This is a genomic window from Halalkalibacter oceani (genome assembly GCF_023715605.1).
Lineage (GTDB): Bacteria > Bacillota > Bacilli > Bacillales > Bacillaceae_D > Halalkalibacter > Halalkalibacter oceani.
Genome location: NZ_JAMBOL010000003.1, coordinates 1 through 20,388, shown reverse-complemented (window position 1 = coordinate 20,388; position 20,388 = coordinate 1). Strand labels below are relative to the sequence as shown.

Sequence of the window (20,388 nt, the reverse complement as noted above, 5' to 3'; positions counted from 1 at the left end):
GTACTCAATGTGTTTGGTCATATCAGTGATGCCGATTCCCGTAAAAAGCTAATGAATGGAATAAAAGAAATGCTGCGCCCCGGTGGTACATATATTATGGAAGTTTACTCAGATCAACAGCTCCCTTATCAAAGTGGAGGTGGAAACGATATCCGTTTACTTTACACGCCTGAGGAAGTTTTAACCGTCTTTGCCGATTGGCATTTCAAACATTTTTATTATGGCGAGGCTGTACGTCATGAGGGTAATTTACACACGGGCTTGGGGCATGTTATTCAAACCGTCGTTCATAAGCCTATATTGTAATGATTAAAATTTCTAGCTCACAACCTTCTAACCTTATGTCTGTAAAACCGGCACCTTTAAAGAGCGTGCCGGTTTTTTTAATCATGATTACTTTAAATGGACTGAATGAATTAATTTATTTGTATAGCTGCTTCGTTCTGGCCGGTGCCAATCGGCGGCTTTAAAGAAGTCCATTTTTTTACCGTCCTTCAGCACTAAAACCGTATCACACAATTCAAATACTAAGGAAATATCATGGGAGACAAATACAATGGACAGCTGCTTTTCCGTAACGATCTTTTTTAATAAATTTAGGATCTTTATTTGCGTCATCATATCGAGGCTTGTTACAGGTTCATCGCAAATTAAAATGTCCGGTCTGGCAAGCAAAGCGCGGGCTATGCAAATTCGCTGTGCCTGGCCGCCGCTTACCGTCCTGCTTTTTTGTTTTAACAGATCCTTTTCTAAATTGACTTCCTCTACTATTTCCAACAATTGTTGGTTTCTCTCTTCTTTCGTCAAGGTGAAGAAATTAAGCAGTGGTTCCTCTAATACTTGTTGGACCGTTTGCTGTGGATCCAAGGAGGAAAAAGGATCTTGAAATACTACTTGAACAAGCTTGCACAACCATCTTCGATCTTTAACTGTCGCTTGAACGGGTCTTTCTCGGATGGACAGCTCTCCTTTTATTGTAGGGTGAAACCCTGATAAGACACGTGTCAGTGTACTTTTTCCACTTCCTGATTCTCCAACGATTCCGAGCTTCTCGCCTTTTTTCAAGGTGAAAGAGAGATCGTGCAGCACTTTCTTTTTTTGATAGGCTGCCGTCAAATTTTTCGCTTCAATGATCACTGGCTTCCCTTCTTTCATAAAGTCTGGGAATTTGTTTCCATAATTCTTTTGTATAGGGATGGTCCGGTTCGTTTTTTATCTTGGTCAGTGCGCCGGCCTCTACAATTTTTCCCTTTCTCATGACAGCTACTTTATTTGCAAGCTTATTAACCAACCGCAAGTCATGTGTGATAAACAAGATCGACATACCGTTCCTTTTCTTCAACTGTAATAAGTTGTTGATAATAAGCTGCTGGTTAATGGTATCAAGACCAGTGGTCGGTTCATCGGCGATTAACAGGCGCGGCTTCCTTAAGAGCGCGAGCGCAATCATTACCCGCTGATTCATCCCTCCGCTTAGTTGGCAGGGGTAGGCGTTGGCAATTTGATCGGGCTCAGGAAAGTTCATATCATCTAATTGCTGCAGGATGCGGTTGTTCATTTCTTTCTTGCTTTTCATTCCTGTGCTTTTAAGCTGTTGGATCATTTGTGACTTGATCTTTAAGAAGGGATGAAGAGCCTGGGTCGGATTCTGATAGATCATCGCGATTTGTTTACCGCGGATGTCCTGCCAATGCTTTTCCGATAATGTTGTTAAATTTGAAGGGCATGCTTCCAGTTGAACGTTTCCTGAAATGTTCCACTTTCTTTTAGCGAGCAGCCCCATAATCGCCCGTGAAGTAAGGGACTTCCCGCTTCCCGATTCTCCAACCAGACAGAAAACCTCATTTTTATTAATGTTAAAGGTCACGTCATCGATTAACCGGTTTTCCCCTAAATCAACGGAAAGACGGCTGACTTCCAGTAATGCGTTGCTGCTATTCACGTGACTGTAACCCCCTTCCGATCAAATAAAAGAGCATGACGAAAATGGTAATGGCGGCTGCAGGAATCAGGGTAATCCAAGGAGCGATCTGTAAATAACTTTTTCCATCGAACATCATACTCCCCCATTCCGCCAACGGAGGCTGTGCGCCAAGACCAAGAAAGGACAGACTTGACATAAGCAGGATAACAGCCCCCATATCTAAAAAGAAAAGCTCCCGCACAAGCGGCTTCGTATTCGGAAGCAAATGACGATAGATCAGCTTGCCTCCAAACGAGCCACTTAATTGTGCAGCAAGCATATAAGGCTCTCGGCGAATCGTAATGCCGACACTCCGGACAATTCGGGCATATTGAACCCACCAGGAAATCGAAGTGGCCAGAAGTGTATTAAGTAGGCCGGGACCAAGTAAGCCGGTTATCGCAATCGCAAGAAGCAGGTTCGGAATCGAGCTGAACGCATCCATCACAGCAGTCATCGCGCTATCCACCTTCCCTCCTACATAGCTGCTAACAAGTCCAAACAGACTACCGATGATAGCAGAAATGACTAAGACAAGAAAAGGAAAAAGTAAAGTAAACGGCGCCCCGTATACTAATCTGGTCAGTACATCACGGCCGAGATGATCTGTTCCGAACCAGTGAAGGGAGCTTGGCTTTTGAAGCTTGTTTGAAACATCGACATGATAAGGATCATAGGGGGTGACGATCATAGCGATCACAATAGCCATCAGCAATAGTGCACAACAAAGGGCCGGCCGCCTCCATCGTGATTTCTCTATCTTAATCATTTTCTTCCCGTATCCCCTTTCTCGGGTCGACCATATATAGCAGCAAGTCGATTATCAAGTAAAGGATCATCGTAAAAAACGCCATGCTCATCGTAAATCCAATGATAACTGAGTAGTCTCTTGCCGAAATCGAGCTAATAATATAACTGCCAAGCCCGGGTAAGGCAAAGATATTCTCCGTGACGATAATCGCGCCCCAAAGTGAACCGGTACTCGAAGCGATTATTGTTAACATCCCGTGGATACTCGGCTTGAGTAATGATGTGCCATATAAACTGAGCCGCTTTGCCCCTCTCGCCCTCATCGCTTCAAAATACAAACTTCCCATCACTTCTCCAAAGATTTGCCTGAATAACGGAACAAACATCGCGACGAGAGACAGACTAATCGTAGCAACAGGCAAAATAAAATGAACCGAGGAATCATTCCCAAAAACAGGTAACAGCCTCAAATGAATCGAGAAAAAAAGCACAAGCAATAAACTGATGAAATAAGTAGGAAGTGAAGAGAGGAAAATGGCTATGTTCCGCACCCATACATCCCATTTGCTATCTTTATACAGAGCGGCAAAGAACGCCAGAAGCATTCCGACAGTAATGGAACCAATTAAGGAAATCAAAATAAGGCTTAAAGAATGCCCCGATCGGGAGCCAATTTCCTCCATAACCGGTAGGCCGGATTGATAGGAGAGACCAAAGTCGAGCCGCGCCAAATTTCCTATCCACTCCCAATATTGCTGAAACAAGGATGCATCCAGTCCCAATTCTCTCCTTATTTCGTTAAGCTCTTCCTCATTTACTGATCCCCCACGCTGTAAAAGAATCACCATTTCTGGTGATCCCGGAATGAAGCGTACAAGAAAAAACAAAAACATACTTAACAGAAACAGGGAGAGAATGATAATAGGGACTCTTCTAGCAATAATGCGGCCCATTTGTTAATTTTCCTTTTTCAGCTTATTCCATCGTACAGGGTGATCACTAATGGCACCCCAGCCGAACCCTTCCAGTCCCGCGTCACGGACCACAATTTCATTTGGATAGAACAAAGGTACCGTTACGGCATTGTCATGCATATAAGATAGCACTGTATTATAGGCAGCTTGGCGATCCTCGTCGCTTAGCGCTTTTGCGGCCTCGTGAATATGCTCTGAAAGTGTCGGATCAGTAAAGCCCACTCCCGTCCCCTGTTCATTGATTGTAAAAAGTGCATCAAGGAAGCCTTGAGGGTTCAGCCCGTCTGCGTATGTACGATAGATAAAAAGATCGTAGTCCTGCTTTTCCCATAGGTTATCGTAATAAGCTGCCGATTCCATACTATCCAGTGTCACTTCAATTCCAGCCTGATTAAAATCACTTTGAATCATTTCAGCAATTTGTTTCCACTCTGGAAATTCTTCTGTTTGCAAAACAAGTTTTAGCTTTAGCTGATTGTCATCCTCCCCATATCCAGCCTCTCTCAACAACTCTTTTGCCTTATCTAAATCATAAGCGTATCCAGGACTGTTCTGTTCGTTTACAAAAGGGACTGTTTCGGCAAATAAGCCTTTTGCCGCGTTTCCATTTTTATCAAGCAACTCATTCGCAAGGCTTTCTTTATCAATCGCAAAATTTAAGGCTTGTCGTACTTTTACATCCTGTAGCGGCTCTCTTCCGTTGTTCATTACGAGAAAGTAGTTCATCGTTCCGGGCTTAGACTCGACCTTGAACTGATCATCATCTTTAAAAGTACGTAAAGCCTGGTACGGGATTTTGCTCATTTCTCCCCCGGCCAATTGGATACTGCCTTCCTGCAGGGCTAAGGACCGAGTTTCCGGATCCGGGATGACCCTCCAGACCATTTTCTCGATTTGCGCTTTTTCTCCCCAATAGTTTGGATTTGGGATGAACGTTGTTTCTTTATCTTTTAGGTAATCGTCGATTTGAAACGGTCCCGTTCCAATTGCGTTGACAAACTCTCCATCTGGATCACCGGCAGGCTCTACTGCATTTGGGCTCATGATCCGTAAAGGACGGGCAGCAGTTAATTCATTTAAAATGTCAGCACTTGGTTCTGAAAACGTAAGCTTGATCGTATAATCATCTATTTTTTCGACAGTTTGCAACGTAGACGCTGTTTTTAACCAATCATGCTCCTGTTTTCCTTTCCAGCGGTTAATCGAAAAGAGCACAGCGTCACTATCCATTTTCGATCCATCTGAAAAATAAACATCCTCGCGTAAATAAAAAGTATACTGCTTGCCATCTTCAGATAGTTCCCAAGCTTGAGCAAGAGCCGGTTGTATGTCCCCCTTTGGTCCATATTCAACCAACGGTTCATAAATAGCTGTATAGGCCGACATCGCTCCATCATACGAAGCGGCATCAAGCTTATCCGCTCCCGTGTCAGTCGCAATCGCAACCTGTATCGTCTGTGAATCTTCATGTAATGCCGTCTCTTCTGCTGCATTCTCTTTTTCGGAACAGGCTCCTGTAAAAAATAAAATAAATGCCATCAAAACAAAATAGTAACCTTTACTCTTCATGATGCATCCTCCTGAATCTTTTATTGAAAATAGGAATCATTACGTTTAAAATAATAGAGTAATTATTTTAAAAGTCAACAGTTATTTACAAAGGAGCGTGCCCTATGGATGAAATAAAACATCAGGATTATTGGAATAAAAGTGCAGTCATTTATGATGACATTATTCAAGAAGAGCTGCATAGCTTTAAAAAAGAGGCTTGGCAAAGCCTGCTAAAGGAGCACCTCGCCGATGATCGGCGATCACTTCAAATATTGGATGTTGGAACCGGACCAGGCTTTTTCTCGATCATATTGTCGCAGATGGGCCATCAGGTAACCGGGATTGACTTTTCTAAAGAGATGATCGAAACAGCAAAAAAGAACAGTGCATTAGCACACGTACAGCCGCAATTTATTCATGTAACCGGAGATTCCTCCTTTAACCCTGTGAATACGTTTGATATCATCCTCTCACGCAATGTAACCTGGACATTACATCGGCCGGAAAAAGTGTACTCTGACTGGCACAAATGGTTGAAGAAAGACGGAAAGCTGATCATTTTCGATGCGAATTGGAATCTACCCATTGCCAATGAACAGTACGGTGAAATGTATCAAAAGGATGTTCAAGAGGCAATAAAGCACGGGTTTCCACAATATAAGGAGGAAGAGCTTTTCAAAGAAGGAGACGAAATTTCAACTTATTTGCCAATGACGTATGCAATGCGGCCTGAATGGGACCGCGCTATTTTATTTCAATTAGGCTTCCGCCATATTAAAATCAGACAAGACTTTGACAAGCGGGTTTATACGGAAGCAGAACAAATCGCCTACAAATCGATCCCTTCTTTTTCGATAACCGGAATAAAGTGATGGTATTAATAATTTGAATTTAGCTAGTGAAGGTATATATCAAAAAAGCTGCTGAAAAAGTGAAAATCGTTCTTTTTCAGCAGCTTTTTTACCGATTACTTATGAATGGCAGTCGCTACAGTGGCCATAGATCTCAAATTTATGGCCCGTAACGAGGAAGCCTTCGGGCAAGTCAAACAAGTGATCCATTGGGCAAATATCTATTTTTTTCACTGTGCCGCAATGAATGCAAATCAGCGGATGATGGTGATCCGTGCATGTAAAACGATAATGCTTTTCTCTGTTTAATTCGGTTGCCTCCAAAATGCCGAGCTCTTCAAATAACCTAATATTTCGATACACCGTATCAAGACTTAAACTGGGAGAATCCACTTTCATGACATTGTGAACGGCTCTGGCTGATAAAAAGCGATTATTCTTCCAGAAAATTTGCGCTATCTTTTCTCTTTTATCTGTGATTTTATAGCCTTTCTTCGCTAGAATATCCAGTGCGGTCGTACTATTCATGAGATCCTCCCTTCTCTTCAGTCGATTTCCACACACTCTGCAAACTGTGTTTGAAAGTGGCGTTGATCTAAATTTTTTCCAATCACAACAATTTCACTGAGCTTTGTGTCCGTATCTGTCCACTCGCGGTCGACTGTTGAAGCAAACAGCATATGGATACCTTGAAATACGACTCTTTCAGTCATTCCTTTTATATTCAAAATGCCTTTGTAGCGATACATCTCCGTTCCGTAATCATTAATCCAATGAGTGACCATTTTTTCGAGCTTATCTAAGTTTAAAGGGCGCTCCTCCCTTAATACGAAAGACGTTACTTGATCATCATGCTCATGGTCATGGTGGTCATCAGTTAAAAAGTCCGGATCCACCTCTAATTTTTTATCCAGATCAAATGTATGGATATCTAAAATCTTATCAAGCTCGATCTTTGAATTTTCTGTTTTGAACATCTTGACCGATGGATTCATGTGACGTAATCGTTTTTCGAGTCCATTTACTTCTTCCGCGCTGACAAGGTCGACTTTGTTCAGTAGGATGATGTCAGCGAATGCAACTTGCTCCTGTGCTTCATGGGCCTGGTCAAGCTGCTGATTGGCATGTTTGGCATCCACTACGGTTACGACTGAATCGATTTGATAGAATCGCGTCATCGCCTCATCGACAAAAAAGGTTTGAATAACGGGAGCGGGTTCAGCTAATCCCGTTGTTTCTATTACAATCCGGTCAAAGTCGACTTTCGGCTCGAGCGGATTTAGTTTTGCTTTCATGAGATCAGTAAGAATTCTGATTAAATCACCTCGAACTGTACAACAAATGCACCCATTATTCATTTCAAAAATTTCTTCTTCTGCGCCAACTACTAATTGATTATCAATCCCAACTTCTCCAAATTCGTTTACAATAACGGCTATTTTTTTGCCATGATCTGCCGTCAGAAGATGATTAAGCAGCGTTGTCTTGCCCGCTCCGAGAAACCCGGTTATCACCGTCACAGGCACTTGTTTGATCATATCCAATTGTCATCTCTCCTTGTTATAAAAGTCAGGTTCAGCTTGTAATTTGAGTAAATCAGCTTCCATCTTTTGATGATCGAGATCGTCCCCGATAAAAACGAGAACGGGTTCAAAGCTCTGCGCGGGAACGCGTTCGAAGATTGGTTCTCCATAAGAATAGTTGAATAAAAACAGACCCGGCGTCTCTGTAAATGCTACAAATCCTTTTGCCCGATACAGTTGACCGGGAATTGTTTTTATCCAATTTGTGAAGCTGACCCGATCAAGGGCAGCTGTTAATCGGTAATGAAACGTATGCAAATGCAGATCGTAATGAACATGTGCTCCATGAGAAGAATCGTGAGAGCGATTCTGGTCTGTTCCTCTGCTTATATTGCTCCGCTCATATAAAAGGTCAGGGGCGACTTGTGAGAAGGTTGTAGGAATCAGCTTTGCCTGCGAGTTAATCGTTTTAATGTCTTTCATCAAAGATGATAATTCATTGGCTTCCAATTCATCCGTTTTGTTCAGCACGAGAATGTCAGCAAATTTCACCTGCTCTTTAAGCAGCTTTTTCACTTTGAGACTCATTTTTCCATATTTCCACGCCATCACGTCGACATGCGTAATAACAGCCTTGATTTTCACCTTATTCGCCAGCATCGGATGGGTACATGCATCAATCACCTCAATCGGATGGGCTGCTCCTGTTGCTTCGATATAAATAGCATCCAGTTCATGTTCTTCCAGCAACAACTTTAATTGGTAGCTTAATTCAGCATTTATTGTGCAACAAATACAGCCATTCAACAGTTCGAGCAATGGGGTACCAGGTGGGACAATACTGGAATCAATACTCATTTCGCCCAATTCGTTCATCAATACTGCGGCGCGTCTCCCCCTTTCTTTTTCTGTTTGTAACAGCCTGGTTAACAGAGTGCTTTTTCCACTGCCTAAAAACCCGGTCAGTATATAGATATCAGCTTTTCGGATGTCCAACATGGATGCTCCTTCCTCCAATCCCCTATCCCACCGTTACAATAGGTTCAATATCTTTTTTTCATAGCAAGCGCAAATCCACTTAAACTCGCTTCTTCCCAAAGTCGGATATTCTATTGCTTCAGAGTATCCGCACCAGGTTTAGAGTAGCGATCATAGTAAACTTGTCCTTTTTTAATTGCGGTTTCAAAATACGTGTTTAGCAAAATATTACTCCACACTCACTTTCAGGCCTCCTTTTTGATAATCGTAATCATTACTGTTTTTCCTGCTAATTAGCCATTGATCTTCTGTTATCACATCCGCTTGCACGACTAAAGAAAACTCAAATAAGCTTCTTGAAAAAAAACGACACCTCTACTTGCTATACTCCTCATAATCATCTAAAGTACGATCAAGAGCCTGCCAAGTCATTAACGCACAATTGTGGCGAGCTTTTAATTTATGCACACCTTCCAACGCTAAGGCATCTCCTAAATCGACATCTTCCGGAATATCACCTTCCCGAATCATTTTTTCCATCGCATGCCGCAATTGTGAAGCCTCCTTTAGGGAAGCTCCTTTTAACAGGCCCGTCATCATCGATGCTGATGCCATGCTTATACTGCACCCTTCCCCAACAAACGAAATATCTTCTATTGTGCGTTTATCAGACAGCTGTATAAAAAGAGTCATTACATCACCGCAGGTCGGGTTTTTATAATGTTTTTGCAGCACCTTGTCTCCTTCTATTTTCCGATGATTTCGTCTATTTTTCGAATGATCCATTACAAGTTGCCGATATAGCTGGTCCAGGATAGGAATCCCTCCTTCAAAAGAACAAATCATAACCATTACGATTTATACTTCTAATATACACATTTTTTTTGAATAAGTCTAATTGAACAAAAATCGTTACTATTTTTTATCCGTTCACTTTACTTCATTTCAACTTTCCTTTATGATATTTTTTAAATCGTAATAATTACTATTTTCAAATGTGACTTCTGCTGCTAAAATCGAACGTAGTCGTAAAGGTCAACTCTGAAGGATGTGTAATGCGTGGAAAAACAACTACCTTTCACTTTATTAACAGGCTTTTCTTTAAAGGATAAAGGCTTATTAATAAAAGAAATGGAAAGAAATCAATCAAAAAAAATGGGTTACGTACTTTACCGGCCAACCAATAGTAAATTAACCGAAAAGGTTGATGATCTCTTTCCACTAACAACTATAATGGGAGAAGCTGTCCATGATATAGAAATAAACAATATGGATGATTTGCATACATTGCTTCTGAACGAAGAGATAAGAAATCATATCGATGAAATTGTAGTGGATGTCTTCCCCCTTTCAGCAGCAACTCTTTCAGAAGTATGGTCCTCTAAATTAAAATATACAAAGCTGAAATCTCATATCCATCTTGTAGATGCGAGAGAATTCTGGTTTTCTTATTTTTCGGAACATGAAATATCCGTCCAACCCGATTCAAACTATACATTGGGAGAAGCACTTATTTATCAATTAGAAGCGGCCGATACCATTGTTATATGTCATGCGGAAAGCGTATCCTATGAACAAGCGGGTGCGATCTTTTCTTTTATCAGGAACTTGCAGCCACAATCAGCTGTCATCACTTTCGAAGAGTTCCTTCGGTTTAATGAAAACAGGAATGCAGCATATCGTATTGATTCAGTGTCTTCCCTCTTTGATGACCAAATCAATTTATTTGAGTCCAGAAGCAAATTAGTGATGTTAGGACACTATGGAATCGATACATATGTTTATAAAAGCAAGTATCCAATTGACCTCTCTCATTTAGAACGTTTATTTGAACAATTTCCAAATGAAGTGTTCCGAATGAAAGGAAGATGCTATAACCCAGGCAGCGAGGAACTCTATGAGATCTCCCAGATAGGTGCGTCGATCCGGCTTCATACCTTTCACATGCCGTCGTGGTCATCTGATGTATTTTCTGAGTTCCTTTTTATTGGAGAAGAGCTTGATAGGAATGACATTCAAAAGAAAATAGAGGCTTGTCTGAGAACGACGGTCACATCCTAAAGATTATGGGGGAATATTCGATAGAAGATGAGTAACTTTCCCCCAGCTTTTAATTGTAAGTAGAATTTTTGCCAATATGATCCAACTTCGATTTATCAAGAAGAACGAGATCGCCCCCTCTGTTAGTGCCATAATTTCTTACCCTGGTGTCTCTTATCCCCCCTTCCCGCGATTATCGATACAATCCAATTTTCAGCGTTTTTAATGCTTTTCCAACGGCAGTATGATCGTAAAAACAGTCCCTTTTCCGAGCTCGCTTTGCACGTCAATCGTACCGCCGCAAAGATCGACAATCCTTTTAACGATTGTTAATCCGAGTCCGTTTCCTGTCATTGAATGGGAAGTATCTCCCTGATAAAACTTATCATATATGCGGCTCAACGTTTGATCATTCATGCCGCATCCATTATCCTCGAGCCGAAAGGTAACTTTTCGTCCATTCGTCCATAAACCGATTTTCACTATTCCGTCGCTGTCCGTATGCTTAATTGCATTGTCGAGAAGATTGAGCCAAATCTGTTGAATTAAGTTTTTGGCACCAAGAATGTCAATGTCATCCTCCAGTTCAACATCCATGTGAAGATTTTTGGCGCTCCATTTCGGTTCCAACATCAAGATCGCCAGCCGTACTTGCTCATCGAGACGGTAGATTGTCTTTTCGCTGATAATTTCAATATTTTCTACCTTTGACAAATTAAGAATGCTGGTGGAAAGGTCAACCAAACGTTCGGATTCTTGAATGATACTATTCAGGTATTCCTGTTTCTCTTTCTCACTGAGGCTGCCCTCTTTCAATAATTTAGCAAAACCGCTGATGGAGACGATCGGAGTTTTGAATTCATGGGAAAAGTTTCGCACGAAATCAGCGCGCAAAGTTTCAATTCCTTGCAGTTCCTTTACCATTTTGTTAAAGCTCGCGGCCAGTGTATCCAGTTCAAAAACATAACTACCCTTTACCTCAACTGAGAAATCACCTTTGGCCACCTTGTTGGTCGCTTTCATCATATCCCGAATCGGTTTGACGGATCGCCGGCTCAGCAGTGCTGCGATCACAACACCAAGAAAAATACTAATGTACAGCAATACATAAATACCACGTTTTGGATCCGACTGATTCAGGTCAATTACTTCAAGCCAATTCAGTAAGAAAGCAAACAAGCCTGCAGATAAGATAGACAAAACCATCACAAAAAAAACGAGAGCCACTAAGGAAAACGCAAGACTGATTTTTTTCGGGAAGATCTCTTTGAGTGATTTCATACACGTTTTACCATTTTATAACCGAGCCCGCGCACAGTGACGATTTCAAAGCCTGGGTTGTCTTTGAATTTGTCACGTAATCGGTTGATATGGACATTCAACGTATGGTCATCGGATTCTGATTCCAGGCCCCAAATATCTTCAATTAGCTGAAGCCGGGTAAAAATCTTGTTGGGATAGCTCAACAGCTTAAACAGCAGATAAAACTCCTTCGGGGGCAGAACCGTTTGTACGGCTCCTCTTGTGACCATAAGGGTGTTGTAATCCAAAGTCGTTTCCCCCAGTACAAGTTTGTGCTCAGTGGCAATTTGCGCCCTGCGCAGCAGTGCCTTGATGCGGAATAACATTTCCTGCTCATCAAACGGCTTCGTCATGTAATCATCTGTACCCGCAAGAAATCCTTTATGTTTATCTGTGATTTCATGAGTGGCAGTCACCATCAGAATCGGGATGTCGTCTCCCGTACCGCGCAATTCATTGCACAGCTGATAACCATCCATTCCGGGCATCATCAAATCCAGCACAATCAAATCAAAGCGGCGTGTCTCCATCCTGCTCAACGCCTCAAGTCCATTTTTTGCAGTATAAGCGTTATAGCCCCCATGTCTTAGCACGGCACACATCAGCTTTTGAGTATTGATATCATCTTCGACCACTAAAATGTCAAACACTGTCTGTCTCCCCCTTTTCTACTAGTATACTCCTGAAAGATAAACTGAATATCAACAATGCTGCGACGTAAAAATTGAGGTTCAGTTGATGTTTGAAAATTAGAGTGCAGGTAGGCTTCACACAAAGTCACAGAGTGGAAAATTAAAAGTTAGGAGTGGTTATCTGATGAGTAAAAATAAAACAGGCATCTCCTCTGCAATACAGTTGGAAGATGTTAGCAAAAGCTTTGGCTCATACCGCGCCGTCAGCGACCTTTCGCTTGAAGTAAACAGCGGGGAGATCTTCGGCTTTCTCGGTTTGAACGGGGCCGGCAAAACAACGACCATCAAGATGCTTCTGTCGTTGCTTAAACCGTCCTCCGGCAGCATCTACATGTTGGGCAGCAAGGTTGATTTCGGCAACTATCAACTATGGGACAAAGTAGGATATTTGGAGGAAGCAACTTTCTATCCGGAGCTGACGGTAATGGAAAACCTGGATATTGCACGCAGAATGCAATTGATTACTGATCACAAGTCCATTGACCGTGTGCTTCAGAAGCTTGGTCTCGATATTCATAAAAACAAAAAAGCCAAAAATCTTTCTTTAGGGAACAAGCAGCGGATTGGATTGGCGAAGGCTTTGATTCATAACCCGGAAATTTTGATTCTCGATGAACCGACTAACGGTCTTGATCCGGCCAGTGTCGTTGAGATCAGAGAGCTGCTGTTTGATTTATCAAGAAACTTTGGCGTTACGATATTCATATCGAGCCATCTGTTGGAGGAACTGGCCAAATTGGTCGACCGCATCGGGATTATGCACCAAGGACAGCTGATCCAGGATATGAAAATGAATCAGCTGCAGCAGTCGCTTGAAAAACGTTTGGTTCTAAATGGACGCGATCAAAGCACGATGCAGCGTATTCTCACGGAGCATGGATATGATGTCAAGAATACAGCTGACGGACGTCTAGAACTTACGGAAGCCCGAGCGATAGCACAGCCTGAAAAGCTTGCGGAGCTGTTAGTGCGCTTCAATCAGCCTCCTACACATTTGAGTATTGTAACTGAAGATCTGGAAGGTTATTTTCTGCGAGCTATTCGTACGGCAGGGAGGATTCAATCATGAATATACTTTCCTTTATTCATAATGAAGTACGTAAAGTCTGGCGTTCCACGGTGTTTTGGGTTATCCTTGCGGCATTTGCAATCTTGCCTGCAATGGTCGGTTTCTTCAATAGTTCTGGGGACAATTGGGAGACCTATTTTTCAGGTTTGCTTGGTTCCATCGCTTCCTTGCTGGTGGTTGGATTTTCCTTTACATCCGCATGGGTCTTTGGACGGGAGTACACGGACAACACGATCAAGGATCTTCTCGTCAAGCCGATTTCGAAATGGTATAGTGTGTTGTCTAAATTCATCGTTATTACAATGTGGAATGTGCTTTTGGCGATTTTTTCCTTTTTGGTACTCGTAGGAGCGGGAATCCTCCTTGGAGTCAGTGATGGTTCGTTACCTTTTATTTTAGGTATCTTTTCAACTTTCATGACGATATCGCTATTGATTACAGTGGTCAGTACAACGAGCGCTTTATTAGCAAATGTTACCAAAGGTTACCTCGCCCCGATCGGGCTGACGTTTGTCATCGTTATTGTTTCCAATGTAGTCATGCAGCTGGGGATCGGCCCTTATTTCCCCTGGACTATACCGGTGCTGCTTCTAACCGGAACTGATATCGGATTCATCAGCATCTCAATTCTTGTCACTACGGGAATAGCAGGGTTTGTCGGTACTGTTGCATGGTGGAGATTTGCTGAGCAAAAGTAATAATTCCATGGGAGATTTGCCACAACCATCTTAGCCAGTTACATGAAGTTGATAACTCGAGTTATACAAGCCCTCACCTCATTGTTGAGATGAGGGCTTGTTAAGGTTACGAAAAGCGATCCAACCTCCTCATCCTTATTTAACCGCTTGAGCCTCGTAATCTCCCGGAAGCAGTTGCGCTGCAAGGGCTAATCGATTCCAGCCGTTAATCGTAATCATAATAGCGACAAGGTCGATATATTGCGTTTCATCAAAATGCTTGCGGACCCTTTCATACACTTCATCCGGCACTCCGCCCGCTGAAATAGTAGTGACTGCTTCAGTCAATTCAAGAACAGCCCTCTCTCTTTCTGAATAAAAGGGTGTTTCGCGCCATGCGCTCAAGCAATAGATTCTTTGCTCGGTTTCACCGATTGCCCGGGCATCTTTCGTATGCATATCGAGGCAAAAGCCGCAGCCGTTGATTTGAGAGGCGCGGATTTTAATCAATTCGATTAGTTTGCTGTCAAATCCGGTCGTTTTCTTATACTCCTCCAATTGAAGCATTAACTGTAAAACCTTCGGGTTAGTCTTGAAATAATTGACACGCTGTTTCATCTTACATTCCTCCAGTGCTTTATTTTGGTCTTTCACTAATCAAGACAAAATAGAGGATGATTGTGTGACACAAAAAAGAGGATCAGACAAAACTAATTAGCATGGAACAGCAATGGCTTAAATCGCCGCAATCCCGTTGTGAGAAACCCACTCACATCGGGCTTTTAAAGATCGTGGCGGCTCCACTCATAGCTTAGGGGCTGGGAAAAAGGTAAAAAAGCAACCTTTTGTCCCAGCCCCTTTATGACAACCCGGAAATAGCAATATGACTTAATTTATCAGGGTTGAGTACAATATAAATTCTTTCAATATATTTCTCGTTTTTATCCAAAGTAAAACTGATTACATGACTGGGCTCACCATCGATGATTTGAAGTATACCTGGACGGTCATTGACTTTCACAGGCATAAGCTTTCCTTTGAAAGCACCTTTTTTGCTAATGCCCAATAAAAAGGCAGCGACATTTGTTTTGCTGTATATCGGGTTCAATGCAGAAGTAACTTTGCCGCCCCCATCAGTTACGACTATTACATCTTCTGACAGAGCCTCGATCAGCTCAGACATCTCTCCGGTCGTTGAAGCCTTGATAAATGTTTTGACAAGATGATTATGCTTTTCGGCTTTGCCGGTGGAAAGGGGCCATTGACCTGCTAATTTCTTTTTTGCCCGGCTGTGGATTTTTCGGCAGTTTGCTTCAGATTTTCCGATAACTTCAGCAATTTCCTTATAGCTGTAACATAGTGCTTCTCTAAAAATAAAGATTGCTCGTTCTGCCGGTGAGAGCTGCTCCATTATAACGAGAAACGCATAAGAGACAGCTTCATCGTTGATTATTTTATCCAAAGGGTGCTCTGTTGAATGTACCTGGGGTTCGGGAAGCCAGGGTCCTGTATATATTTCTCTTTTGTACCTGGCGGAATTCAGGAAATTTAAACAACGGTTTGTGATCATTTTGGCAAGGTATGCTTTCATGTCATTAATTTGAGTAAGATCTGGTGTGAAGTTCAAAAATAAGTCCTGTACGACATCCTCAGCATCGGTAATCGTTCCAAGCATCCGATAGGCAATAGAAAAGAGAAATGGTTGATATGTTTGATAAAGAGCATCTATTTCTGACATTTGTTCGTTCATGATTACATGCCTCTCCCCTTTTTTGTCCTTCAATAATCATCCTATACACAAGTTTAAACAAAAGAAAGAATAATCACAGCTGGCAATTCAATAGTTAAATTAATAGCAGAACTTCCCGAAGGAGCGGATTTAGATGAAAAATGAAACGATAGAAACCTGTGTGCCATCACGTGTGGAGATAAAGAAAACCGGGTTTGGTTATACATTGTCTTTAATAGGCGGCAAATATAAAATGGTGATTTTGTACTGGCTGGCGGAAAATAAAGTTATGAGATTCAATGAGTTACAGCGCAAGATCGAAACGATTTCGTTCAAAACACTGAGCGTCATGCTAAAAGAATTGGAAGCAGATGGCCTGATTAGGCGGGAAGAATTCCCACATATTCCGCCAAAGGTTGAATATTCATTATCTGAGCGCGGCCGCTCGCTTCTCCCGATTCTCGATATGATGTGTGAATGGGGAGAAAAAAACATGGAACCCTTAAAATAGAAAGGTTCCATGTTTGGATGAAGTGTGGCTGTCGTTTAAGCTTTAGCTGCCCATATTTCGATTTCTATCTTAATTTCAGGCAGCCCTAACGCCGTAATATAGGCTACCGTCATCGCCGGATATTCGCTGCTAAACAGCTGTTCCCACTCTGAATAGAGGAAATCCCAATCAATCGGCTCTACCGCCCAAATATTCACTTTAATAATATCTTTCGAGCTCAATCCTTCCGCTGCCAAGACTTTTCGAATGTTGGCAAAGGTATGCTGGATTTGTTCATTCATTTTGTCAGGGAATTGTCCGTTTTGATCGACACCGACTTGCCCGGATGTCACGAATAATTCCGCGCCTCTTGGAATTTTTGTAATATGTGTGTAATTGCCGACCGGTTCCGGCATATTGGCCGGGTTTTTTCGCGTGATTTTATTGTTATCCATTGATATTCTCCCGTCTTTAGAAAAATTCTGCTGCTTCTCCAGCGACCTCTTTTTAGACACACTTCACCCTTGAAGAGATTTCTAAAAGAAAACAGCAGTGGAGTATCCATAACCGGAGGATAATTCTTTAAGCGATCTTTTCTTCATAACTGGATACTCCTTTCTTCTGCACAGACGGATTAACTAAACTGGTAAACTTAGTGTATCACAATCACTTAAGAAAAATCATCCATGTTTTTTATTTCACCATTCCTTCAATGAAAGCAAGATATTCGTTTGCGCTTCGGCTAAGGGTGTCACGTTTAGGCTTCAATTCTTCTTCCTCAGTTGCTCCCGGTGCGTGCTCAGTTCCGTAAAATGCATAGACGGACCGGTAATCAGCCTGGCAATAAAAGAATGTCGTTTCAAATGGAATCAACAGCTGCTCGAGCGTATAACGATATCTCCCCTCCTCGCTATAATCAGCTTTCCTGATCCCGGCCGAAACAGCTAAAGCGACTTTGCGGTTCTTTAAATGATGGCCTTTTCTCATCGTTTTAGGAGAGGTAGGAACTGTTATTGTTATCGTGATGACATTTGCCTTATTATTGTTTGCGTCCATTCCTGGCTGACAAAAAAGCTGAGTCCCTTTGTTCCTTTTGGGACCCAACTTTTGGGATAAACAACATCAGAGCCTGATCGTCTACTTATACCAGGCTGTTTGCGGGCGGTTGGTCGGATAGCCTGTTATGTCCCGCTCCTTCTTTCGTTGCTCAGTGAAATCAAACCATTGCTTCTGACTATTCGGATGGTTCGCGTAGTGAATTACGCAACGTAATTGATCCTCGACACAAGCGTCCGTCCATACTCCTAAGTGCTGTTCTAACTCATCGAAAAGTTCAGCTCCGTTTTTATCTTTAATTTCATATAAGGAAAAGATGTTTAATTGATACAATAGCTTTTCAGCTAATTTGGGACCAATCGACGGTACCGTTTGAAATTCAGCCAGGCCTTTTAACGTTTTTGCTCGTTCAACAGGAATATGTAGCAGATTAGCCAGTTGATCAGGGCGAAAACTATGGATATCGCATCTTTTCACTTTTTCTTTTTTCAATGTTGCTTTTTCTGCTGCAGTAAGCGGCAATTTTGGATAAGAACTCAAAGAATCCCTTCCCTTCCTTTTTGAAATCATTCAGTAAAATGTTCAAACCTAAGCTGGTCCAGATTGTCAGGATCAATGATTGCCATCATGATTGGATTTTCGTTTTCATCTGTCATCGTATATGTTCCATCATGTGCGTCGAGCTCTTCCACCGTTGTGATAAATTTCTTGCCCTGATAATGAATGGTGACGATTCCGTTACTATCAATCCCGACTGATCCGGCTTCTACGGCAGCGGTCGCTTCATCAATCTCCCTACTTTGGGAGATGGTTCAAACAAAACTCCAGCCCCGATTACGAGAACCACACATAGGGCAGTTATTAATATGACGTTTTTGAATTTCATAGCGGACCACCATATTTTTCACTTTGTATACTTCTTTTCTTTACGTTTATTTCCTTCTGCAAATAAAATGGGCAATCGTTAAAGTCTGGTAAGGCTCATAAAAGAAGTCTCCGCATAATTGCAGAGACTTTTTTAGCAGGCTGGATTTAACTTAAGGAAATCCCGCCTGTATAATAAAAGAGATAAGAAGCTGCGAGTGGAGACCCGGTCGTTTCAAAACCGCAAACGATCGCAACTCTTGTGCCAGCAGGGATGGTTTCACCAATTCCAGTTAGCTCACCAGCTAAAATTGTATTTGCCGGATAAGCTGTCCCCCCCATGTATGGCGTAGTGACAAAAGTTTGTGTCTCAGGAAGTATGGTGAATGTGTTGCTGCCTGAAGGTGCAGTGGCTAAAGCAACATATGGGAAAATCTGTTGACCCGAAGGTGGAGTAAAGGCCAGATTCGTTACAGACATATATATACTATCAACAGTAGCATCAAATGGCATGACAAAGGAAAAAGCCTCGCCTGATGGAAAACTGAAAGTAGTTCCTCCTGTAACGGTCATAGAAGGGCTAAAGTTGCCAAACCCTGAAGCCAAAACAGTGGCGGATTCCCCTGTACTGTTAGTAGTAAGTGATACGGTATCACCTGAAGCGAAGGTAATTAATCCTCCACCCGCTCCTGCCGGTCCGGTAGCCCCTGTCGCGCCCGTAACACCAGTTGGACCAGTAGCTCCTGTTGGTCCGGTAATTCCTGTGACTCCAGTAACTCCAGTGGCTCCTGTTGGTCCGGTGACTCCCGTAGGCCCCGTAACTCCGGTAGCTCCTGTTATCCCCGTCACTCCAGCTGGTCCGGTGGCCCCCGTCGGTCCCGTCATTCCTGTCGCTCCTGTAACGCCTGTCGCGCCCGTGACTCCCGTAGGTCCGATAATTCCCGTCACTCCAGTTACTCCGGTAGCCCCAGTTATTCCAGTAACTCCCGTCATTCCAGCTGGTCCTGGCGCACCCGTGGCCCCTGTAACTCCAGTGACCCCGGTAATACCAGGCGGTCCGGTAACACCTGTGGTGCCGGCAGGCCCAGTGACCCCTGCTATCCCAGGCGGTCCAGTAGCGCCCATAGGTCCGGTGATACCCGCTGGTCCGGCAGGTCCTGTAACTCCGGGAACACCAGTTGGCCCGGCAGGTCCTTGAATTCCCTGCGGACCAATCGGCCCTTGAATTCCTTGGGGACCTTGAGGTCCGGTTGGTCCCGTAACTCCAATGCCGTTCCCAGTACCTGTCAGTAACGAAATGTCATCTACGATTACATCTGCTGAGCCTTCCGCGGGTAATGTGTTAATGAGAATTAAGGCTTGTGCCGCTCCTGCTGGCGCCGGCAAACTGGTTTGATAGACTTCAATCCAAGTATCGTTTTCGACATTCGGTATTCTGTCGACATCTACATGAGTGATGATGCCATAATCCATAAAATTGAAAGCATTGTCGTAGTAATTAATCGCCAATGTCATGGGCGGTGCCGGCATGTCTCCTACTTTGGCAAGTGAGACAATAAGCTCAAAGCTTTCACCAGGAGAAACAGGAACAGTTTGGTAAACAAATGAGTTTGTCATTCCTCCGCTTAATTGGACTGCGCGAAACCCTGAATGACTTTCATTATTTATGATTGTCCCATTTAGTGAAACCCAGGGTGATAACGTGTCCGCTTCAAAACTTGTATTTGTTATGCGGTTTGTAACCATTGATTCCCTCCCTCAATAAAGTTTAATTTTCTCGCTAATACTCGTGTATTCTCCAAATTTCACTAACACCAAATAGTAATCTCACCAGTACTACTGGATAGAAGTAGAACGAATTAAAATTTCTTACAGGGGA

22 protein-coding genes and 1 pseudogene are annotated in these 20,388 nt (G+C 42.7%); 6 read left to right on the top strand and 17 right to left on the bottom strand.

What is annotated here, in order from left to right:
• Positions 1–9: 9 nt before the first annotated feature.
• The gene (locus tag M3202_RS22535; RefSeq protein ID WP_349775601.1) at positions 10–306 is read left to right on the top strand and encodes a hypothetical protein; all 297 of its coding nucleotides are present in this window, start codon (positions 10–12) and stop codon (positions 304–306) included.
• A gap of 87 nt (positions 307–393) precedes the next feature.
• Here the strand turns inward: M3202_RS22535 and M3202_RS05035 are convergent, their stop codons facing one another.
• Genes M3202_RS05035 through M3202_RS05015 form a run of 5 tightly spaced genes read right to left on the bottom strand, consistent with a single transcriptional unit; the run spans position 394 to position 5,256 of the window.
• The gene (locus M3202_RS05035; protein ID WP_251222261.1) at positions 394–1,137 is read right to left on the bottom strand and encodes an ABC transporter ATP-binding protein; all 744 of its coding nucleotides are present in this window, start codon (positions 1,135–1,137) and stop codon (positions 394–396) included.
• Entirely contained in the window at positions 1,127–1,942 is an 816-nt protein-coding gene (locus M3202_RS05030; protein ID WP_251222260.1) for an ABC transporter ATP-binding protein, read from the bottom strand. The genes M3202_RS05035 and M3202_RS05030 overlap by 11 nt, the downstream gene beginning before the upstream one ends.
• Positions 1,935–2,732: an ABC transporter permease gene (locus tag M3202_RS05025; RefSeq protein ID WP_251222259.1), complete on the bottom strand. Its 798-nt coding sequence runs from the start codon at positions 2,730–2,732 to the stop codon at positions 1,935–1,937. The genes M3202_RS05030 and M3202_RS05025 overlap by 8 nt, the downstream gene beginning before the upstream one ends.
• Positions 2,725–3,666: an ABC transporter permease gene (locus M3202_RS05020; RefSeq protein ID WP_251222258.1), complete on the bottom strand. Its 942-nt coding sequence runs from the start codon at positions 3,664–3,666 to the stop codon at positions 2,725–2,727. The genes M3202_RS05025 and M3202_RS05020 overlap by 8 nt, the downstream gene beginning before the upstream one ends.
• Before the next feature lie 3 nt (positions 3,667–3,669).
• On the bottom strand, positions 3,670–5,256 hold the full coding sequence (locus M3202_RS05015; protein WP_251222257.1) for an ABC transporter substrate-binding protein: 1,587 nt from the start codon (positions 5,254–5,256) through the stop codon (positions 3,670–3,672).
• 104 nt (positions 5,257–5,360) lie between these two features.
• Between M3202_RS05015 and M3202_RS05010 the strand changes: the two genes are divergently transcribed.
• Positions 5,361–6,110 carry a class I SAM-dependent methyltransferase gene (locus M3202_RS05010; RefSeq protein WP_251222256.1) on the top strand — a complete coding sequence of 250 codons (750 nt, stop codon included), beginning with the start codon at positions 5,361–5,363 and terminating at the stop codon, positions 6,108–6,110.
• Between the two features lie 99 nt (positions 6,111–6,209).
• Here M3202_RS05010 and M3202_RS05005 read toward each other — a convergent pair whose 3' ends face one another.
• The 4 genes from M3202_RS05005 to sufU all read right to left on the bottom strand — a co-directional run bounded on the left by M3202_RS05005 (position 6,210) and on the right by sufU (position 9,412).
• Positions 6,210–6,617, bottom strand: coding sequence for a Fur family transcriptional regulator (locus tag M3202_RS05005; RefSeq protein WP_251222255.1), 408 nt, complete (start codon positions 6,615–6,617; stop codon positions 6,210–6,212).
• A 17-nt stretch (positions 6,618–6,634) separates the two neighbouring features.
• Positions 6,635–7,627, bottom strand: coding sequence for a CobW family GTP-binding protein (locus tag M3202_RS05000; RefSeq protein WP_251222626.1), 993 nt, complete (start codon positions 7,625–7,627; stop codon positions 6,635–6,637).
• A 9-nt stretch (positions 7,628–7,636) separates the two neighbouring features.
• Entirely contained in the window at positions 7,637–8,608 is a 972-nt protein-coding gene (locus M3202_RS04995) for a CobW family GTP-binding protein (RefSeq protein WP_251222254.1), read from the bottom strand.
• Positions 8,609–8,965: 357 nt separating this feature from the next.
• The gene (sufU, locus tag M3202_RS04990) at positions 8,966–9,412 is read right to left on the bottom strand and encodes a Fe-S cluster assembly sulfur transfer protein SufU (protein WP_251222625.1); all 447 of its coding nucleotides are present in this window, start codon (positions 9,410–9,412) and stop codon (positions 8,966–8,968) included.
• 237 nt (positions 9,413–9,649) lie between these two features.
• Here sufU and M3202_RS22530 point away from each other — a divergent pair, with 237 nt between their 5' ends.
• Entirely contained in the window at positions 9,650–10,651 is a 1,002-nt protein-coding gene (locus M3202_RS22530; protein WP_251222253.1) for a GTP-binding protein, read from the top strand.
• Between the two features lie 201 nt (positions 10,652–10,852).
• Here the strand turns inward: M3202_RS22530 and M3202_RS04980 are convergent, their stop codons facing one another.
• The gene (locus tag M3202_RS04980; RefSeq protein WP_251222252.1) at positions 10,853–11,911 is read right to left on the bottom strand and encodes a sensor histidine kinase; all 1,059 of its coding nucleotides are present in this window, start codon (positions 11,909–11,911) and stop codon (positions 10,853–10,855) included.
• Positions 11,908–12,582 carry a response regulator transcription factor gene (locus M3202_RS04975; RefSeq protein ID WP_251222251.1) on the bottom strand — a complete coding sequence of 225 codons (675 nt, stop codon included), beginning with the start codon at positions 12,580–12,582 and terminating at the stop codon, positions 11,908–11,910. Before M3202_RS04975 ends, M3202_RS04980 begins: the two co-directional genes overlap by 4 nt.
• Before the next feature lie 166 nt (positions 12,583–12,748).
• On the opposite strand from M3202_RS04975, the gene M3202_RS04970 reads away from it, so the two are divergent.
• Together M3202_RS04970 and M3202_RS04965 are read left to right on the top strand one after the other, a co-directional pair.
• Positions 12,749–13,693 (top strand): ABC transporter ATP-binding protein, encoded by a 945-nt coding sequence (locus M3202_RS04970; RefSeq protein WP_251222250.1) that lies wholly within the window; start codon positions 12,749–12,751, stop codon positions 13,691–13,693.
• On the top strand, positions 13,690–14,391 hold the full coding sequence (locus tag M3202_RS04965; protein WP_251222249.1) for an ABC transporter permease: 702 nt from the start codon (positions 13,690–13,692) through the stop codon (positions 14,389–14,391). Before M3202_RS04970 ends, M3202_RS04965 begins: the two co-directional genes overlap by 4 nt.
• A 135-nt stretch (positions 14,392–14,526) precedes the next feature.
• Here the strand turns inward: M3202_RS04965 and M3202_RS04960 are convergent, their stop codons facing one another.
• Both M3202_RS04960 and M3202_RS04955 read right to left on the bottom strand, forming a co-directional pair.
• Positions 14,527–14,988 (bottom strand): carboxymuconolactone decarboxylase family protein, encoded by a 462-nt coding sequence (locus M3202_RS04960; protein ID WP_251222248.1) that lies wholly within the window; start codon positions 14,986–14,988, stop codon positions 14,527–14,529.
• Positions 14,989–15,229: 241 nt separating this feature from the next.
• A complete protein-coding gene (locus tag M3202_RS04955) occupies positions 15,230–16,120 on the bottom strand; it encodes an RNA polymerase sigma-70 factor (protein ID WP_251222247.1) in 891 nt (296 codons plus the stop codon).
• Between the two features lie 133 nt (positions 16,121–16,253).
• On the opposite strand from M3202_RS04955, the gene M3202_RS04950 reads away from it, so the two are divergent.
• Complete coding sequence (locus tag M3202_RS04950) at positions 16,254–16,610, top strand: winged helix-turn-helix transcriptional regulator (RefSeq protein WP_251222246.1); 357 nt, start codon at positions 16,254–16,256, stop codon at positions 16,608–16,610.
• Between the two features lie 35 nt (positions 16,611–16,645).
• Here the strand turns inward: M3202_RS04950 and M3202_RS04945 are convergent, their stop codons facing one another.
• From M3202_RS04945 to M3202_RS22285, 4 genes and pseudogenes are all read right to left on the bottom strand, one after another.
• On the bottom strand, positions 16,646–17,044 hold the full coding sequence (locus M3202_RS04945; RefSeq protein ID WP_251222245.1) for a RidA family protein: 399 nt from the start codon (positions 17,042–17,044) through the stop codon (positions 16,646–16,648).
• A 238-nt stretch (positions 17,045–17,282) separates the two neighbouring features.
• Positions 17,283–17,567 (bottom strand): annotated as a pseudogene (locus M3202_RS04940) (NAD(P)H-dependent oxidoreductase); the annotation flags it as partial.
• A 159-nt stretch (positions 17,568–17,726) separates the two neighbouring features.
• On the bottom strand, positions 17,727–18,185 hold the full coding sequence (locus M3202_RS04935) for a helix-hairpin-helix domain-containing protein (protein ID WP_251222244.1): 459 nt from the start codon (positions 18,183–18,185) through the stop codon (positions 17,727–17,729).
• 492 nt (positions 18,186–18,677) lie between these two features.
• Complete coding sequence (locus M3202_RS22285; RefSeq protein WP_285890194.1) at positions 18,678–20,255, bottom strand: NTTRR-F1 domain; 1,578 nt, start codon at positions 20,253–20,255, stop codon at positions 18,678–18,680.
• Positions 20,256–20,388: the final 133 nt, after the last annotated feature.

Excerpts from the sequence above, each read along its gene's own strand:
- M3202_RS05010 (WP_251222256.1), top strand. The coding sequence starts at position 5,361 with ATGGATGAAATAAAACATCAGGATTATTGGAATAAAAGTGCAGTCATT.
- M3202_RS04955 (WP_251222247.1), bottom strand. The coding sequence starts at position 16,120 with ATGAACGAACAAATGTCAGAAATAGATGCTCTTTATCAAACATATCAA.
- M3202_RS05015 (WP_251222257.1), bottom strand. The coding sequence starts at position 5,256 with ATGAAGAGTAAAGGTTACTATTTTGTTTTGATGGCATTTATTTTATTT.
- M3202_RS04960 (WP_251222248.1), bottom strand. The coding sequence starts at position 14,988 with ATGAAACAGCGTGTCAATTATTTCAAGACTAACCCGAAGGTTTTACAG.
- M3202_RS04970 (WP_251222250.1), top strand. The coding sequence starts at position 12,749 with ATGAGTAAAAATAAAACAGGCATCTCCTCTGCAATACAGTTGGAAGAT.
- M3202_RS05000 (WP_251222626.1), bottom strand. The coding sequence starts at position 7,627 with ATGATCAAACAAGTGCCTGTGACGGTGATAACCGGGTTTCTCGGAGCG.
- M3202_RS05025 (WP_251222259.1), bottom strand. The coding sequence starts at position 2,732 with ATGATTAAGATAGAGAAATCACGATGGAGGCGGCCGGCCCTTTGTTGT.
- M3202_RS04965 (WP_251222249.1), top strand. The coding sequence starts at position 13,690 with ATGAATATACTTTCCTTTATTCATAATGAAGTACGTAAAGTCTGGCGT.
- M3202_RS04950 (WP_251222246.1), top strand. The coding sequence starts at position 16,254 with ATGAAAAATGAAACGATAGAAACCTGTGTGCCATCACGTGTGGAGATA.
- M3202_RS04945 (WP_251222245.1), bottom strand. The coding sequence starts at position 17,044 with ATGGATAACAATAAAATCACGCGAAAAAACCCGGCCAATATGCCGGAA.
- M3202_RS22285 (WP_285890194.1), bottom strand. The coding sequence starts at position 20,255 with ATGGTTACAAACCGCATAACAAATACAAGTTTTGAAGCGGACACGTTA.
- M3202_RS05005 (WP_251222255.1), bottom strand. The coding sequence starts at position 6,617 with ATGAATAGTACGACCGCACTGGATATTCTAGCGAAGAAAGGCTATAAA.
- M3202_RS04980 (WP_251222252.1), bottom strand. The coding sequence starts at position 11,911 with ATGAAATCACTCAAAGAGATCTTCCCGAAAAAAATCAGTCTTGCGTTT.
- M3202_RS05020 (WP_251222258.1), bottom strand. The coding sequence starts at position 3,666 with ATGGGCCGCATTATTGCTAGAAGAGTCCCTATTATCATTCTCTCCCTG.